Here is a 15,185-nt window from a genome sequence, read left to right on the forward strand (position 1 = left end):
TGGGTCTCGGCGACGGTCATTCCTTGACGGCACCCGCGGTCAGGCCCTGCACGATCCAGCGACTCGCGAGGGCGAACATCGCCATGGTCGGCAGGATCGTCAGGACCGCGGCGGCACTCATCGAACCCCAGTCGATGTTGAACGTCGAGATGAAGCCGTTCAGCGCCGACGGCACGGTGCGGTTCGCGTCGGTGTTCATGAGCACGACCGACAGGAACAGCTCGTTCCAGCAATTGACGAAGTTGAAGATGAACGCCGCGATGATGCCGGGGGTCATCACCGGGACGAGCACCCGGAACAGAGCGCCGAGGCGTGAGCATCCGTCGATCATCGCCGCCTCTTCGAGCGCGTCCGGCACGTTCTCGAAGAAGCCGCGGAGCATGACGGTCGAGAACGGGATGCAGATCGCGATGTAGACGAGGATCAGCCCGGGTTTGGTGTCGACCAGTCCCAGGTCGGTCATCATCGAATACAGCGGGCCGAGCGCGATGAACGCCGGAATCATCTGCGTGAGCAGGAACGCGATCAGGATCGTCCCCTTGCCGCGGAACTCGAACCGGGCCAGCACGTAGGCGCTCAACAGGGCGATGAGGGTGGCCACGGCACCGCCGACGACCGCGACCAGGGCGGAGTTGCCGAGGAAGACGCCGAACGAGCTCTTCTGGAAGAGGCTGATGTAGTTCTCGAGCGACGGCTCGCTCGGCCAGTACTCGATCGGGAACCGGTTGATCGTCCCCGGCGACTTGATCGACGTCAGCGCGATCCAGTACAGCGGGAACAGCGTGATCACGAGCCAGAGGCCGAGGCCCACGACGCGGATGACACCGCCGACCGTGACACGCGGCTTCGGTCGCGGGGCGGATGCCGGATCGGGGACGGTGATGCGCCGGGTCTCGGTGATCGAGGAACCTGTCCGCGAAGCGTCTGTCATGGTCATCGCTGCACTCTCCGCATCGCCATCAGGTAGAACGCGCAGAACACGAACAGGACCGCCATCACGATGAGGCCGATCGCGCTCGCGAAGCCGTAGTTGCCCTGCTGGGTGTAGTTGATCATCCAGGTCGTGATGATGTGCGTCTGGTTGGCGGGTCCGCCGTTGGTCATCGCGTAGATGATGTCGGGGAAGTTGAAGATCCAGATCACCCGCAGCAGGATCGTCAGCAGCAGCGTCATCGAGATGTACGGGATGATGATCGAGAACAGCTGCCGGAACTTGCCCGCGCCGTCGAGGCTCGCCGCCTCCAGCATCTCGTCGGGCACCGACTGCAGCGCCGCGAGGATCATGATCGCGAAGAACGTCACGCCGTACCAGACGTTGGCGACGATCACCGCGAACATCGCGAGCTTCGGATCAGCCAACCAGGGGAGCGGGGCGTCGATCAGCCCCGCCTTCATGAGCAGGTCGTTGACCACGCCGAACTCCGCGTTGAACATCCAGCGGAACAGCATGCCGATCAGGAAGCCCGACACCGCCCACGGGAAGAACACGAGCGCCTGGTAGAGGCCGCGGAAGCGGAACCTCTTGCGCAGGGCCAGGGCGATCAGGAATCCGATCACGAGCTGCGGCACGAGCGAGCCGACGACCCAGAGCACGGAGTTCCACGCCACGGTCGGGAAGGCAGGATCCCGGAACACCGCGAGGAAGTTGTCGAAGCCGACGAACGGCGTCGAGGTGAGGTCCCACAGGTTCCAGTCGTGGAAGGCCATGCGCGCGCCCTGCAGCATCGGCCAGTAGGTGAACCAGCAGACGAAGACGATCGCCGGCGCGAGGAAGGCCAGCAGCGTCCACGCCTGGCGGCCGCGGAACGGGCGTCGGCGGGATGCCGGGGAGGCCCCGGCGGCGGTCTGCTGCGAAGCAGTGCCGACGGAGCCTCCCTTCTGAGCGGTGCGGGCCACAGGTCAGCCCTTTTCCGCGGCGTACTTCTCGGTCCAGAACGCATCCCACGAGGCCAGCAGGTCGCTGGTCGACATGTTGCCCAGCAGCACGTTCTGCACGTCCTGGTCGGACTTCTGGATCCACTCGGTCCACCAGCTGACCCCGCGCGGCTGGCGCACGTTGACGTAGGTCTCCGGGTCTTCGGTCATGGTGACGTAGCTGGTCCACGGGCCGGACGAGTAGAACTCGTCGTCGGCGGCGGCCGTGATGATCGGCACCAGGCTGTTGGCCTGTGCGAACTCGGTGGCGGGCTCGGCGGACGACAGGAACTCGACGAGCTTGACGGCCGCCTCCTTGTTCTCGCTGTTTTCGGCGACGCCCCAGCCCGCGACGGCGAGTGGCTGCGCGGCCTTGCCCGAGGGGCCGACGAGCAGGGGAGCGGTGTCCCACTGGTCCTCGGTCAGCGAGGAGTCCTGCACGGTCGCGATGACCTCGGGGTCCTGCAGCAGGAACGCCGTGGTGCCGTTCGTGAAGCCGGCGACCATCTCGGGGTAGCCCCACGAGACCGCGGAGGGCGGGGAGGCTTCCTTGAACAGATCGAAGTAGTCGTCGACGGCGTCCTGTGCCTCGGGTGCGGCGAAGATGGTCGAGCCGTCCTCCATCAGGAACGCGTCGTCGACGTCGAGTCCGTCGATCGTGTACGCCTCGATCGCCGCGACCACGTTGCTGTTGGCGTTCTGACCGCCGCGGAAGGCGTAGCCGTAGATGTTGTTCGACGGGTCCTGGATCGTGCTCGCCTGCTCCAGAAGGTCCTTCCAGCTGTGCGGCGGACCGTCGAAGCCCGCGTCCTTCACCAGGTCGGTGCGGTAGAACAGCGACAGCCCGTAGAAGCCGTAGGGCACGAAATAGCTCTTGCCGTCGGCGGCGACCGAAGCGGACTGGGCGTTGTCGGTCAGCGCGTCCCAGCCGTCCCACTTCTCGAGGTTGGGGCCCAGGTCGTAGAGCCAGCCGTTGTTCGCGAACGGCCCGACCGTGATGTCACGCACCTCCAGCACGTCGACGCCCTTGCCGGACTGCAGCATCTGCTGGATCTTCGCGTCGGCCTGCTCGGTGGGAGGCGAGACGAGGTTGACCGTGATCTTCGGGTTCGCCTTCTCGAAGTCGTCGAGCAGCCCGCGCAGGAGCTCGGTGCGGGCGGGGTTGGTCAGGCTCTCGACCATCTGCAGGGTGACGGTGCCGTCGGTGGACGGGCCGGAGCTTGCGGAACAGCCGGTGAGAGCGAGGACGGCGACGGTGCCGAATCCCGCTGCGGTCGTCAAGATCTTGTTCTTCACGATGTGCCTCTCGGTGGGGTGGGGGTGGGTGTTGCGGTCGGGTGGGTGTTGCGGTCGGGTGGGTGTTGCGGTCAGGGGACGATGAGGGAGTCGGCGCGACGGATGCCGGCCCGGCTCAGGATCTGCGGCACGCAGCGCTCGACGAAGGTCTCGTAGTCGGCGGCCTCGTTGTAGAGGTGGGCCGAGAGCCGGAAGTAGCCGACCCCGCGGAAGCTCGTGAACGCCGTCTCGACGCCGACCTCGTCGAGCAGGTCCATCCGCAGGGCGTCGGCCTCTTCGCGGGTCGCGCCGAGCCCGAGCGGAAGACGCACCAGTCGCATCGACGGCACCGGAGAGGGGAGTGGCGTGAGCGGATCCTCGTCACCGTACGGGCGCAGGGCTTCGGCGATCAGCTCGGCCCCGGCATCCGCGATCTCCGCCATGGCCGTGCGCGCCGAGGCCCAGCCGAACTCGCTCTCGATGAAGTCGATCGCGGTCGGGGTGGCCAGGTACGTGGTGGCGTCGATCGTTCCCTGCGTGTCGAAACGGGAGGGGTACGCCTCCCGCGCGGCCCACGAGTCGATGAGCGGCCAGAGCTCGTCGCGGTCGGCGGCGGAGGTCACCAGCAGGGCGGAGCCGCGCGGGGCGCACGGCCATTTGTGCATGTTCCCGAACCACCAGTCGCCACCCGCGACGGTGGCCGCATCCGGGATGAGGCCGGGGGCGTGGGCGCCGTCGACGAGCGTGCGCACGCCGCGCTCGGCTGCCGCATCGGCGATGCGTCGGGTGGGCAGCACGCGGGCGGTCGGGGAGGTGATCTGGTCGACCACGATCAGACGCGTGCGGGGGGTGAGCTCATCGGCGAAGAGCTGAACGATCTCGTCGTCGGAGGAGAGCAGCGGCAGGGCGACGGTGCGCACGCGCGCCCCGAACCGGCGGGCGAGGCGCTCGGCTCCCATGGTGATGGCGCCGTAGCCCTGGTCGGTCACCAGGATCTCGTCGCCGGCTTCGAGCTGCAGGGCGTTGTAGACGACGGTCGCGGCGGCCGAGGCGTTGGGCACGAAGGCGCTGTCCTCGGCGCGCGCGCCCACGAACGGGGCGGTGCGCTCGCGGGCCGCCTGCACGCGCTCGGCGATGCGCGGGAACCACTCGACGGGGCTGAGGTCCGCGCGGCGGCGCAGGGCGTCCTGGTGCTCGACGACGACGGACGGGACCGCGCCGAAGGATCCGTGATTGAGGTGGATCACCGCCGGGTCGAGGGGCCAGGCGTCGCGCGCTCGCATGCCGGAGTTCAGCGTGAGCGGTGCGGGGAACAGCGGTGTGGGCATCAGTCCTCATCAATGAGTCGGGCGAGTTGTTGCACAACTTTGCCACATGCCGTGGAAAACTGCCATGAAAAGGTGAAGATGAAACATAGTTGTCATACGAGTTTCCTGCGAAGGGGAGTTCCGACAGACTTCACGAGGGGTGGGGGAGTGTCAGAGAGGATGACGATGAGCGCACTCGACACGGCGTTGCACGGGCTGCGGGCGCTGATCGCCGACGGTGCGCTGCGGCCCGGTGACCGACTGCCGAGCGAAGGCGAGCTCTGCGAACGTCTCGGCGTCTCCCGCGGGTCTCTCCGCGAAGCGATCCGGATGCTGGCCGCCCTCGGCGTGCTCGACACCCGTCACGGCTCGGGCAGCTACGTCAGCGAGCTGCGCGCGGCCGACCTGATCGGCAGTCTGTCGCTCACGGTCGGGCTGCTGCCGATGGCGGGAGTGCTCGAACTGACCGAACTCCGCCGCGTGCTCGAACCGCATGCGGCCGCGCTCGCCGCCGCCCGCATCGACGACGAGACCGTGGAGGCCCTGGACCGCGTGCTCGACGAGATCGAGGCGACCACCGACTTCGAGGCGCAGTCGCGGCTCGACCACGAGTTCCACATGGCGATCTCCGGCGTCGCGGGGAACGAAGCGCTGACCAGCCTGATCGACGTGCTGCGATCGCGGTCGCGGGCGTATCGCATCTCCGACCCCGAGGATGCGGCCGAGCTCAAGGTGCATTCCGATGCCGGGCACCGCGCGATCCTGCGCGGCCTGGCGGCGGCGGACCCGGTCGCCGCGAGTGCCGCGGCCTCCGCCCACGTCGCGTACACCGAGTACTGGGTGCGGCGGTACTCGGGGCTCGAGGACTGACGCGCGTCCTGCGGGCCGGTCAGCCGAGGGTGATGTCGACCTGGATCTCGGCGGCGATGCGCTCGAGGTCGGCACGCAGGGCGTCGAGGTCGACGGAGGCGGGGACCTTCGCGGTCACCGACGCTTCGAACAGACGCCCTCCGGCCATCGCGGCATCTCGAGTCTCGGTGGCGAGCTCCTCGATGCTCAGGGCGTGCGCACTCAGCACGCCGGAGACCTCGCGCACGATGCCGGGGCGGTCGTTGCCGAGCACCTGGATCTCGAGCAGCTGATCGTCGTCGGCAGCCGTATCCGGGGTGCCGGTGAGCACGGCGAGCGTGAGGAGTCCCTGACCCTGCAGGCCGCGCAGCGCGGACGACAGCTCGGCCTCCCGGTCATCCGCGACCGAGACCTCGATCACGCCGGCGAACGTGCCGGCAAGCTCGGCCAGCGAGCTGTTCTCCCAGTTGCCGCCGTGCGCATCCACGACATCGGCGACGGCGGCCACGAGGCCAGGACGGTCTGCACCCGCGACGGTGAGGATCAGAGTAGTCATGCGGCCAGCGTAGCCCGTAGCGCTCAAGCCCTCAGATGGAGGTCATGTGAGCGGCACTGGCGGCTGTTGCGCGTTCCCTGAGCCTCTTTGCATTCTTTCGTGATCTGCGTAAGGACCGAATCGTTGCCGAGTCCTCTGCGTCACGGATCCAGGGAACACGTCGTCGGATGGGTGTGAGGGTCAGGAAGGTCACCTGCGCGAGGACCAGCACGATCGCTCCAACACCCACACCAAACCAAGGAGCAGTGGATTCGTGCGCCAAGAACACGATGAGGGTGAGAAGTCCCCCGCAGGTGAGTGCAATCGCAACGAGCGGTGACGCGAGCAGCAAAGTTGTGTTTGCGGCGATGGACATGTCGCGTGTCAGCCACCACATGATCGAGATCGTGGCAATTGTGATTGTCGGGAGTGTCCAGTAGAGAGGCAGCGCGAACTCGCGCCAGGCGTCGGTGCTCTCTGCCGTCAGCACCGCGACGAAGGCTATGACGACGAGCCAAAGAACAGAAGGAGCGACGAGTACGAGGATCGCGCCTCGGTAAGGATGAGCGGGGGGATCGTCAGTGCGGCGGATGCCATAACTTTGAGCGCGTCGTCTCTGGCGTCGCCAGCGCTCAGTCTCTTGATCGGCTGCTGTTTGTGGTGATGTGCGACCTATCGCGAGACGCGCCGCCAGCGAGAGTATCCAGGTCAACACAAGAACGACGACTGTCTCCGGCCATCGTGTGCTGTCACCAGCGGCGATGCGCACACTGCAGGCCGCCATGAAGAGGAGCAGCAAGAACGTGACAAAGAGCACGGTGGTGAGAATCTGGTGGAGCTTCGGGTGAAGGGTTTCCGCGTCGAGCCCAAAGCGTGTCATCACGGCAATCGACACGATGATTGTGCCGACGACACCGAGGGCGGCGAGGGACTGATCCAGGACTGGAGTGAGATATGTGCCGATGGCGGCGTACTGGTCTCCATAGTCTCCGGGGAGGTTCGGAGGCGGAGCGAGGGCGAACACGCCTGCAGCGATGAGGCCGAACATCGCGGGCTCGAACCAGAGGGAGGCCTTCCACGGTTGCTGGCCGGTCGTATTTTCCAGGGCGGAGCGGTGCATCTTGGTCATCAAGCTGAGGTTAGCGACCTCTGTCAACCGGGCATGACTGGCACGCGACTCCGCCCTGGGTTCGACTGCCCTCAGTCCCCCCAGACCCCGGACTCCAGGAACGTATCGAGGCGCGCGCGGTGCGGGGCGAGGTCCCAGCCTTGGGCGGCGACCCACTCGTCGGAGTAGTAGGTGCCGGCGTAGCGGACGCCGCTGTCGCAGATCAGGGTCACGACACTGCCGGTCTCGCCCGCGGCCCGCATCCGGGCGATGAGCTGGAACGCACCGTAGAGGTTGGTGCCGGTCGACCCGCCGGCCCAGTGCAGGGTGCGTTCGCGCAGCAGGCGGATTGCGGCGATCGACCCGGCATCCGGCACCTGGATCATCTCGTCGATCACGGTCGGCACGAACGAGGCCTCGACCCGGGGGCGGCCGATGCCCTCGATGCGGCTCGGGCGCCCGGCCGGCGGATCCACGGTCCCTGCCCAGCCGTCGTAGAAGGCCGAGCCTTCGGGGTCGACGACCGCGACCTTCGTGTCATGTCGGCGGTACTTCATGTACCGGCCGAACGTGGCACTGGTTCCTCCGGTACCGGCACCCGTGACGATCCAGGTGGGGATCGGATGCCGCTCCTGAGCGAGCTGGCTGAACACGCTCTCGGCGATGTTGTTGTTGCCGCGCCAGTCGGTCGCGCGCTCGGCGAACGTGAACTGGTCGAGGTAATGGCCGGTGCAGTCGGAGGCCAGACGTTGGGCCTCGGGCGACATGTCCTCCGCACGGTCGACGAAATGGCAGGTCCCGCCGTAGAACTCGATGAGGTCGATCTTCTCCTGCACGGTCGAACGGGGAACGACCGTGATGAACGGCAACCCGAGCATGCGGGCGAAGTACGCCTCGGACACGGCGGTCGATCCGCTCGACGACTCCACGAGCGTGGTGTCTTCGCGGATGCGTCCGTTGACCAGGCCGTAGAGGATCAGCGAACGCGCGAGGCGGTGTTTGAGGGAGCCCGTCGGGTGCACGGACTCGTCCTTGAGGTACAGGTCGATGCCCCACTCGGGCGGCAGCGGGAAGAGGTGCAGGTGCGTGTCGGCGCTGCGGTTGGCATCGGCTTCCAGCAGGGCGATCGCGGTGCTGGTCCAGTCGCTCATGCCCTCGACACTACCTGCCACTCGGCCGGGCACCCTGGTCGATCACGCGGCGGCGGGACGCTCGGGGCCGAGGTGGGTGGAGGTCGGCTCGCCTGCCGCATCGCCCTTGAGCTCGATGAGGATGGTGTGCGTCGGCGTCGTTCCGGTGTTCTCGCCGGAATGACGCTGCGCGGGCAACCACACGGCCTGTCCCGCGGCGAGGACGGTGTCGAAGGAGCGGTCGCCCAGGCTGAGGCGGCGGGAGAAGCCGCTGAGGGTGACCAGAACGCTGTTCGGATGATCGTGCGGCGTCGTCTTGTCGCCGGGCTCATCGGTGTAGTCGAGCACGCGGACGTGCTCGTTTTCCCAGAGCGTGCGGTAGTGGTCGGGGTCGGTGAGGGTGGGATCGTCGGTGATCATGCGGTGACGGTACACCCGGCGCGGTACCGCCGACAGGGTCTCCTCAGCCGACCGTTCCGGCCGGGGAGGCCCCGCCGTCGCCGTCGACGTGCAGGAGCGATGCCTGAGACTGCTCCTGCTGCAACTGGAACTCGAAACGCGAACGGTCGCCGCGGTGATACGCGATGAAGTACTCGATGGGCGTGCCGTCGGCGCTGCGGCTGACGCTGCGCAGTCGCAGCAGGGCCGAGCCAGCGCTGACGCCCAGGTGCTGCGCCTGCTCGTGCGTGGCCACGGTCGCCTCTGCCGAGCGCACACCGTGCGTGGCGACGATGTCGTTCTCGGCGAGCAGTCGATAGAGCGAGCCCTCGGTGAGGTCGGCGCCGAGGGTGACGGATCCGACGGCCTCGGGCATCCAGGTCGTCGAGAGCGACCACGGTTCGCCGTCGACGTGGCGCAGACGCTCGAGCACGACGACCGGGGATCCGACCGGCACCTCCAGGGCGAGTGCGACCTCCTCGTCAGCCGTCGTCTGCTCGTGCCGCAGTACGTCGCTGTGCACATGTCCGCCGCGGCGCTCGACGTCGTCGTACAGACCGACGAGCGTGTGCACCAGGCTCTCACTGGTGCGGGGGCGGGAGACGAACGTGCCCTTGCCCTTCACCCGTTCGACGAGCCCCTCGTGCTCCAGCTGGGCGAGCGCCTGGCGCACGACGGTGCGCGAGATGCCGTAGCGCTCGCACAGGCGGTGCTCGCCGGGCAGCGGGTCGCCCGGCTGCAGGCCGTCGCGGGCGATGCCGTCGATGATCAGCTGGCGCAGCTGGTCGTACATGGGCGCGGCGGAGTGCCGGTCGATCGCGTCGTCGACGATGGCCATCAGTACGCCACCCCCGCGTGCAGGATCACGTTCGCGTAGGGGGTGAACTCGCCGGACCGCACGAACGCCCGTGCGCCGTGACTGAGCTTCTTGAACTCCACATGCGGCACGAGGTCGATCTCGAACCCCATGCCGGCGAACCGCTCGCGCAGTGCGGCCAGCACCTCCGGGCTCTTCTCGGCGACCTCGGCCGAGACCGTCGCCCCCTCGACCACCAGCTCGGCGAGCACGGTGTCGAGCACGTCGAGGAAGGCCGGAGCCCCCGGGCGATACGCCAGGTCGATGCGCTCGGATCCCGGGGGGATGGGCAGGCCTGCGTCGGTGACGACGATCAGATCGGTGTGCCCGGTCTCGCTGATCACGCGGGACAGCGCCGGATTGATCGTGGTGGCCGTCTTGCGCATGTGTCTCCTCGGTTCTCCGGATGCTCGGTTCGCAGGTTCAGCTCGCGACGGGTGCGGGGGCGTGCGCTGAGCTGCGCTCCGCCAGGAACGCGTCGACGTCGGCGCGGTGCGGAAGGCTCGGCGATGCCCCCTGCTTCGTGACCGCCAGCGCGCCGGCCGCGGTGGCCAGGCGCACGGCATCCGCCAGGGTGCTGCCGCTCGCGAGCGCCGCGCCGAGATAGCCGGCGTAGGCGTCGCCCGCGGCGGTCGTGTCGACCGCATCCACGGGGAACGGCGGGATCACGGAGGCGCCCTCGGCCGTCACGACGCACGAGCCCTGGCCCGCGAGGGTGATCACGGCGGCGCCGACCCCCTGGGCGAGGAACCAGCGTCCGGCCTGCTCGGCCGACGCGGCATCCGTCACCTCGATACCGCTGATCAGCGTCGCCTCGGTCTCGTTGGGGGTGACGATGTCGATGCTCCGCCAGATCTCGGCGTCGAGCTCGGCGGCCGGGGCGGGATCGAGGATCACGGTCATGCCGTGCTCGCGACCGCGCGCGGTGATGTGGGCGGTGAGCGCGGAGGGCGTCTCGAGCTGGGTGAGCAGCACCGAGGTCGTGGGGGCGAGGGCTGCGAGCGCCTCGTCGATCTGCGCGGCGCTGAGGGCGGCATTGGCGAGCGGAACCATGACGATGTCGTTCTGCGCCGACGAGTCGACGCGGATGTGCGCCACGCCTGTCGGGCCGGGGACCGTGCGCAGGTGCGCGAGGTCGACTCCGGCCGCGGTCAGCCCGTCGACGACCAGGTCGTGGAACAGGTCGTCTCCGACGCAGCCGACGAAGCTCGTGCGCGCACCGGAGCGCCCGGCGGCGACAGCCTGGTTCGCGCCCTTGCCGCCCAGCATGAGCGTGAACTCGTCCCCGAGAATCGTCTCGCCCCTGGCGGGCAGACGCCCGGAGAAGGTGGTCACATCGGCCGTGACGCTGCCGACGATGACGACGCCGGTACGGTCCTCGGGGTGTGCGGGGGTCATCTCGCTCCTGATCTTCCTTGACGGCAGGCGTAGCCGACGCTTTGACAGACCGCGGTGGCTGTCATTACATTAGCCGAAACCGCACCTGTAACGACAGGTTGTCCGCGAGGAGACCCTGATGAACCCGATCGCGCCACGCCTGTACGTCGACAGCGCCGACGTCGACCGTGTCTCCCGACTGCTCGCCGCCGGCGTGGTGCACGGTGTCACCACCAACCCGACCATCCTTGAACGGGGAGGCCGCACCGCCGCCGAGATCCCCGAGCTCTACGCCCGGTGGGAGTCGGAGGGGGCGCGCGAGATCTTCTTCCAGACCTGGGGCGGCGACAGCGCGTCCTTCCTCCGCAATGCCGAGGGCATCCGCGCACTGGGCGACCGCGTGGCCGTGAAGGTCCCGGCCACGGCGGCGGGCTTCGCCGCCGCATCCGCTCTCGTGCGCGACGGCGCCACCGTGCTCGTCACCGCCGTGTACGCGGTCGCGCAGGCCCTCGCGTGCGCCTCGATCGGTGCGCAGTACATCGCTCCGTACCTCGGACGGATGCGCGACGCGGGCCTCGACGGCGACGCGACGATCGCCCGCATGCAGGAGGTGTGCGCGGGGAGCGACTCGAACGTGCTCGCCGCATCGCTGCGCTCGCCGGACGACATCACCGGTCTGCGCCTTGCGGGAGTGCCGTACTTCACCGCTGCGCCGGACGTGCTCGACCGGGTGCTCTTCCATGAGGTGAGCGACAGCTCGGCCGCCGAGTTCGACGCCGCGATGGTGCGCCTGGGCGCGTGAGCGCGGTCTGCTGAAGTCCGCAGGCGGGTCAGCTCGCCGCGGCCTGGCGCAGCCAGCGCTCCACGCCCGCGATATGCGCGGTGGCGAGCGAGGTCGCGAGGGCGGAGTCGTGCTGGGCGATCGCATCGGCGATGGCCCGGTGCTCGGACAGGGTGCGCTCGACCGCGCCGCCCTCGGTGAGGCCGCGCCACACGCGGGCGCGCACGGTCTGGCTGCTCAGATGCTCGATCAGACTCGCGAGGTACGCGTTGCCGGACATCGCGACGATCTCGCGATGGAACCGGATGTCGTGGTCGACCAGAGACTCGATGGTCACGGCCGCGTCGACCGAATCGACCTCGTCCTGCAGCTCGGCGATCTGCTCCTCCGTGCCGAGGGTGGCCGCCAGCCCTGTCGCCTGCGACTCCAGCATGCGGCGCACCGCGAAGATCTCGAGCATCGAGTCGTCGTCGTGCATGTCGACGACGAACGCGATCGCCTCCAGCAGCAGATGCGGTTCGAGGCTCGTCACGTAGGTGCCGTCGCCGCGTCGCACGTCGAGGACCCGGATGACCTCCAGCGCCTTGACCGCCTCGCGCATCGAGCTGCGGGAGAGGCCGAGCCGCTCGGACAGCTCCTTCTCGGGGGGAAGGCGATCGCCGGGGGCGAGCTCGCCCGCCACGATCATCGCCTTGATCTTCTCGATCGCCTCGTCGGTGACTGCCATGGCGTCATCCTAGCGATTGATCGGATGTCTCCGGCAGGATGGAGCCATGCGCGTTCTCGATTCACACCTGCACCTCTGGGATCCGGAGGTGCTGACCTACACCTGGCTCGAGGGGCCGCTGGCGTACCGGTTCGCCGACCGGGAGCTGGGGCTCGCCCGCCTGTCCGCCGCGCACCCGGAGAAATCGGTGTTCGTGCAGGCGGAGACCATCGAAGACGACTTCCTCGACGAGGTGCAGTGGGTCGCGGGGCTGGCGCCTGCGCTCGGCATCGTCGGGATCGTCGCCGGCATCCGTCTCGACCGGGGAACCGACACGGTCGCGCACCTGGAGGGGCTCATGGCCGAGCCCCTCGTCGTCGGAGTGCGGCACAACCTGCAGGGCGAGCCGGACGGACTGGCCGTCTCGGCCGCGTTCGTGACCGGCGCGCGTGAGGTCGCCGCGCGCGATCTGACCTTCGACGCGTGCGTGCGCGCCGATCAGCTCCCGGAGATCGCCCGTTTCGCCGGTGCGATCCCGGAGCTGCGGATCGTGCTCGACCATCTCGGCAAGCCCGCCGTCGGCACGGCGGCCTCGCCGCTCCCGCCGTCGGCGGAGTGGGCTCGCGACCTCGCCGAACTCGCCCGTCATCCGCACACCTTCTGCAAGCTCTCCGGCCTGCCGGGAGAGGCAGGCGGAGACTGGAACGCCGAGCAGCTGGAGCCGTTCCTCGACGTGGCGGCGGATGCCTTCGGGATCGAGCGCCTGATGTGGGGGAGTGACTGGCCGGTCTCGGCCATCGGCCCCGCCGAGCCCGGCGACCCGCACGCGCCGGAGGACGGCTCCGCGACGTACCAGCCCACCGCGCGGTCGCGCTGGGCCGACACCGTCGTGGCGTGGGCGGAGTCGCGGGGCCACGACCTCGACGCCCTCCTGTGGGGCAACGCCGAGCGGTTCTATCGCACCGCTCAGCCGCGGCAGATCCCGTCTGATGCTGCTCCGCGATCGGGCCTCCGGGGTTGGCTCCGCGGTCACCGCGGGTGAGCGTCGGTCTCGGTGGTTCCGGTCGCGGCTGCTGCCGTCCGGCGTCGGTCTCTGCGGTTCCGGTCGCAGTTGCCGTCGTCCGGCGTCGTTCTCTGCGCTTCCGGTCGCAATTGTTGCCGCCCTCGCGCGATGGAGGCGGCGTCAACTGCGACCGGAACGCAGGCGGATGCTACTCCGCGCGCAGGCGCAGCTGGGCCATACCGCCGTCGACCTCGATGAAGGTGCCGGTGGTCGATCCCGCTGCGGGGCTCACGAGGTAGGCGACCGCAGCGGCGACCTCGTCGGGGCTGACCAGGCGTCCGTGCGGCTGGCGTGCTTCGAGGGCGGCGCGCTCGGCGGCGGGGTCGGCTGCCGAATCGAGCAGTCGGCCCACCCACGGGGTGTCGGCCGTGCCGGGGTTGACCGCGTTCACACGGATGCCCTCGCGCAGGTGGTCGGCCGCCATCGCGCGGGTGAGGGCTGCGACGGCTCCCTTCGACGCGCTGTAGAGCGCCCGTTGCGGCAACCCTGTCGTCGAGGCGATGGATGCCGTGTTGCAGACCGCGGCGGACGGAGACTTCCGCAGCCAGGGGAGGGCTGCCGAGGTGACGCGGGCGATGCCCGTGACGTTGACCGAGAGCACGCGCGCCCACTCGTCGTCGTCGTTCGCGGTGATGTCGCCCTGTGCGCCGATGCCGGCGTTGTTGACGACGATGTCGATGCGCCCGAACCGCTCGGCCACGGCGCTCACCGCCGCGTCGACACTCTTGCGGTCGGAGACATCGGCTGTGAAGGCGGCGAAGGCGGGGTCGGCCGCCGTGGTGTCCCGGTCGAGGACCGCGATGCGCGCTCCGTCGGCGTGCAGACGCTGGGCGATCGCCGCGCCGATCCCTGATGCTCCACCGGTGACGATCGCCACCAGTCCGTTCAATGCGCTCACTTCCGGGCCTCCCATGCCACGAACTCCTGCCGTTGACGGCCGAGGCCGTCGATCTCGATCTCGACCACGTCGCCCGCGGCGAGATAGGGGTACTTGCCCGACAGGGCGACGCCCTGCGGCGTGCCGGTGAGGATGAGGTCACCGGGCTCCAGCGTCACGTACTGCGAGAGGTGGTGCACGATGTGCTCGACGGTGAAGATCATGTCGCTCGTGTTCGAGTCCTGCCGCGGCTCGCCGTTCACGAAGCTGCGAAGACCGAGCGCGTGGTGATCCACCTCGTCGGGGGTGACGAGCCAGGGCCCGGTGGGGTTGAAGCCGGCCGCGATCTTGCCTTTCGACCACTGCCCGCCCGAGACGGCCATCTGGAAGTCGCGCTCGGAGACGTCGTTCGCGGCGACGAAGCCGGCCACGTGCGCCATCGACTCGTCGGGGGAGTCGAGGTAGGCGGTGCGGGTGCCGATCACGATGCCGAGCTCGACCTCCCAGTCGGTCTTCTCGCTGCCGCGGGGGATCGTGACCGCATCGTTCGGGCCCACGACTGTGTTCGGCGTCTTGAGGAAGAGGATCGGGATGGTGGGCGGCTCCGACCCCGACTCGGCGGCGTGAGCCGCGTAGTTCATGCCGATGCAGATCACGGCACTCGGGCGGGCGATCGGGGCGCCGACGCGCAGCGATGCGGCGTCCGCGAGTTCGGGGAGCTCGCCGGCATCGCGGGCGGCGGCGACGCGGGCGACGAAGTCATCCTCGAGGAAATCGCCGTTCACATCGGATGTTACGGGGCGGAGGTCGAGGTATCGGTCGCCCTCCACGAGGACGGGGATCTCATTCCCGGGGGTGCCGAGCCGCGCGAACTTCATGTTTCTCCTGATCGGTCGGGAGGCCGCGATGAGGCGGCCGGTCTCGTTGACAGTATAGACATCCGATGTTTACACTCCAAGAGATCCGCGC

Annotated in this window: 17 protein-coding genes; 3 read left to right on the forward strand and 14 right to left on the reverse strand. The window is 68.8% G+C overall.

From position 1 onward, the window contains the following. Nucleotides 1-16: 16 nt before the first annotated feature. From ACLFA2_RS11220 to ACLFA2_RS11235, 4 genes are all read right to left on the reverse strand, one after another. Nucleotides 17-937, reverse strand: a complete 921-nt coding sequence (locus ACLFA2_RS11220) for a carbohydrate ABC transporter permease (protein WP_021198303.1) — start codon at nt 935-937, stop codon at nt 17-19. Continuing rightward, on the reverse strand, nt 934-1,896 hold the full coding sequence (locus tag ACLFA2_RS11225) for a carbohydrate ABC transporter permease (RefSeq protein WP_021198304.1): 963 nt from the start codon (nt 1,894-1,896) through the stop codon (nt 934-936). The genes ACLFA2_RS11220 and ACLFA2_RS11225 overlap by 4 nt, the downstream gene beginning before the upstream one ends. Before the next feature lie 3 nt (nt 1,897-1,899). Then, on the reverse strand, nt 1,900-3,210 hold the full coding sequence (locus ACLFA2_RS11230) for an ABC transporter substrate-binding protein (protein WP_036331671.1): 1,311 nt from the start codon (nt 3,208-3,210) through the stop codon (nt 1,900-1,902). A 71-nt stretch (nt 3,211-3,281) separates the two neighbouring features. Further along, a complete protein-coding gene (locus tag ACLFA2_RS11235) occupies nt 3,282-4,517 on the reverse strand; it encodes an aminotransferase class V-fold PLP-dependent enzyme (protein ID WP_426621320.1) in 1,236 nt (411 codons plus the stop codon). 165 nt (nt 4,518-4,682) lie between these two features. Here ACLFA2_RS11235 and ACLFA2_RS11240 point away from each other — a divergent pair, with 165 nt between their 5' ends. Then, the gene (locus ACLFA2_RS11240; RefSeq protein ID WP_021198307.1) at nt 4,683-5,366 is read left to right on the forward strand and encodes a FadR/GntR family transcriptional regulator; all 684 of its coding nucleotides are present in this window, start codon (nt 4,683-4,685) and stop codon (nt 5,364-5,366) included. A 19-nt stretch (nt 5,367-5,385) separates the two neighbouring features. Here ACLFA2_RS11240 and ACLFA2_RS11245 read toward each other — a convergent pair whose 3' ends face one another. From ACLFA2_RS11245 to ACLFA2_RS11275, 7 genes are all read right to left on the reverse strand, one after another. Next, nucleotides 5,386-5,901 carry a glycine cleavage system protein R gene (locus ACLFA2_RS11245; protein ID WP_426621321.1) on the reverse strand — a complete coding sequence of 172 codons (516 nt, stop codon included), beginning with the start codon at nt 5,899-5,901 and terminating at the stop codon, nt 5,386-5,388. Nucleotides 5,902-5,932: 31 nt separating this feature from the next. After that, complete coding sequence (locus tag ACLFA2_RS11250; RefSeq protein ID WP_322955201.1) at nt 5,933-7,009, reverse strand: hypothetical protein; 1,077 nt, start codon at nt 7,007-7,009, stop codon at nt 5,933-5,935. 71 nt (nt 7,010-7,080) lie between these two features. Continuing rightward, nucleotides 7,081-8,139, reverse strand: coding sequence for a PLP-dependent cysteine synthase family protein (locus tag ACLFA2_RS11255; RefSeq protein ID WP_426621322.1), 1,059 nt, complete (start codon nt 8,137-8,139; stop codon nt 7,081-7,083). A gap of 42 nt (nt 8,140-8,181) precedes the next feature. Continuing rightward, nucleotides 8,182-8,538, reverse strand: a complete 357-nt coding sequence (locus ACLFA2_RS11260) for a cupin domain-containing protein (RefSeq protein ID WP_029267801.1) — start codon at nt 8,536-8,538, stop codon at nt 8,182-8,184. 43 nt (nt 8,539-8,581) lie between these two features. Further along, complete coding sequence (locus tag ACLFA2_RS11265; RefSeq protein WP_426621323.1) at nt 8,582-9,394, reverse strand: GntR family transcriptional regulator; 813 nt, start codon at nt 9,392-9,394, stop codon at nt 8,582-8,584. Continuing rightward, entirely contained in the window at nt 9,394-9,798 is a 405-nt protein-coding gene (rbsD, locus tag ACLFA2_RS11270; protein WP_021198313.1) for a D-ribose pyranase, read from the reverse strand. The genes ACLFA2_RS11265 and rbsD overlap by 1 nt, the downstream gene beginning before the upstream one ends. 37 nt (nt 9,799-9,835) lie before the next feature. After that, complete coding sequence (locus ACLFA2_RS11275) at nt 9,836-10,810, reverse strand: ribokinase (RefSeq protein WP_021198314.1); 975 nt, start codon at nt 10,808-10,810, stop codon at nt 9,836-9,838. Nucleotides 10,811-10,928: 118 nt separating this feature from the next. On the opposite strand from ACLFA2_RS11275, the gene ACLFA2_RS11280 reads away from it, so the two are divergent. Then, nucleotides 10,929-11,591: a transaldolase family protein gene (locus ACLFA2_RS11280; protein WP_426621324.1), complete on the forward strand. Its 663-nt coding sequence runs from the start codon at nt 10,929-10,931 to the stop codon at nt 11,589-11,591. A gap of 28 nt (nt 11,592-11,619) precedes the next feature. Here the strand turns inward: ACLFA2_RS11280 and ACLFA2_RS11285 are convergent, their stop codons facing one another. Continuing rightward, nucleotides 11,620-12,297 carry a FadR/GntR family transcriptional regulator gene (locus tag ACLFA2_RS11285; RefSeq protein WP_021198316.1) on the reverse strand — a complete coding sequence of 226 codons (678 nt, stop codon included), beginning with the start codon at nt 12,295-12,297 and terminating at the stop codon, nt 11,620-11,622. A gap of 46 nt (nt 12,298-12,343) precedes the next feature. Between ACLFA2_RS11285 and ACLFA2_RS11290 the strand changes: the two genes are divergently transcribed. Next, nucleotides 12,344-13,318, forward strand: coding sequence for an amidohydrolase family protein (locus ACLFA2_RS11290; RefSeq protein WP_426621325.1), 975 nt, complete (start codon nt 12,344-12,346; stop codon nt 13,316-13,318). A 169-nt stretch (nt 13,319-13,487) separates the two neighbouring features. Here ACLFA2_RS11290 and ACLFA2_RS11295 read toward each other — a convergent pair whose 3' ends face one another. Together ACLFA2_RS11295 and ACLFA2_RS11300 are read right to left on the reverse strand one after the other, a co-directional pair. Next, a complete protein-coding gene (locus ACLFA2_RS11295) occupies nt 13,488-14,252 on the reverse strand; it encodes an SDR family NAD(P)-dependent oxidoreductase (protein WP_426621326.1) in 765 nt (254 codons plus the stop codon). Further along, the gene (locus ACLFA2_RS11300; RefSeq protein ID WP_426621327.1) at nt 14,234-15,094 is read right to left on the reverse strand and encodes a fumarylacetoacetate hydrolase family protein; all 861 of its coding nucleotides are present in this window, start codon (nt 15,092-15,094) and stop codon (nt 14,234-14,236) included. Before ACLFA2_RS11300 ends, ACLFA2_RS11295 begins: the two co-directional genes overlap by 19 nt. Nucleotides 15,095-15,185: the final 91 nt, after the last annotated feature.

Source organism: Microbacterium sp. As-52 (assembly GCF_049949185.1).
GTDB lineage: Bacteria > Actinomycetota > Actinomycetes > Actinomycetales > Microbacteriaceae > Microbacterium > Microbacterium maritypicum_A.

Bases quoted from the DNA above. Each gene is read 5' to 3' on its own strand.
- ACLFA2_RS11275 (WP_021198314.1), bottom strand. From the start codon at position 10,810: ATGACCCCCGCACACCCCGAGGACCGTACCGGCGTCGTCATCGTCGGC.
- ACLFA2_RS11295 (WP_426621326.1), bottom strand. From the start codon at position 14,252: ATGGGAGGCCCGGAAGTGAGCGCATTGAACGGACTGGTGGCGATCGTC.
- ACLFA2_RS11240 (WP_021198307.1), top strand. From the start codon at position 4,683: ATGAGCGCACTCGACACGGCGTTGCACGGGCTGCGGGCGCTGATCGCC.
- ACLFA2_RS11265 (WP_426621323.1), bottom strand. From the start codon at position 9,394: ATGGCCATCGTCGACGACGCGATCGACCGGCACTCCGCCGCGCCCATG.
- ACLFA2_RS11300 (WP_426621327.1), bottom strand. From the start codon at position 15,094: ATGAAGTTCGCGCGGCTCGGCACCCCCGGGAATGAGATCCCCGTCCTC.
- ACLFA2_RS11255 (WP_426621322.1), bottom strand. From the start codon at position 8,139: ATGAGCGACTGGACCAGCACCGCGATCGCCCTGCTGGAAGCCGATGCC.
- ACLFA2_RS11260 (WP_029267801.1), bottom strand. From the start codon at position 8,538: ATGATCACCGACGATCCCACCCTCACCGACCCCGACCACTACCGCACG.
- ACLFA2_RS11280 (WP_426621324.1), top strand. From the start codon at position 10,929: ATGAACCCGATCGCGCCACGCCTGTACGTCGACAGCGCCGACGTCGAC.
- ACLFA2_RS11250 (WP_322955201.1), bottom strand. From the start codon at position 7,009: ATGACCAAGATGCACCGCTCCGCCCTGGAAAATACGACCGGCCAGCAA.
- ACLFA2_RS11235 (WP_426621320.1), bottom strand. From the start codon at position 4,517: ATGCCCACACCGCTGTTCCCCGCACCGCTCACGCTGAACTCCGGCATG.
- ACLFA2_RS11245 (WP_426621321.1), bottom strand. From the start codon at position 5,901: ATGACTACTCTGATCCTCACCGTCGCGGGTGCAGACCGTCCTGGCCTC.
- ACLFA2_RS11290 (WP_426621325.1), top strand. From the start codon at position 12,344: ATGCGCGTTCTCGATTCACACCTGCACCTCTGGGATCCGGAGGTGCTG.
- ACLFA2_RS11285 (WP_021198316.1), bottom strand. From the start codon at position 12,297: ATGGCAGTCACCGACGAGGCGATCGAGAAGATCAAGGCGATGATCGTG.
- rbsD (WP_021198313.1), bottom strand. From the start codon at position 9,798: ATGCGCAAGACGGCCACCACGATCAATCCGGCGCTGTCCCGCGTGATC.
- ACLFA2_RS11220 (WP_021198303.1), bottom strand. From the start codon at position 937: ATGACCATGACAGACGCTTCGCGGACAGGTTCCTCGATCACCGAGACC.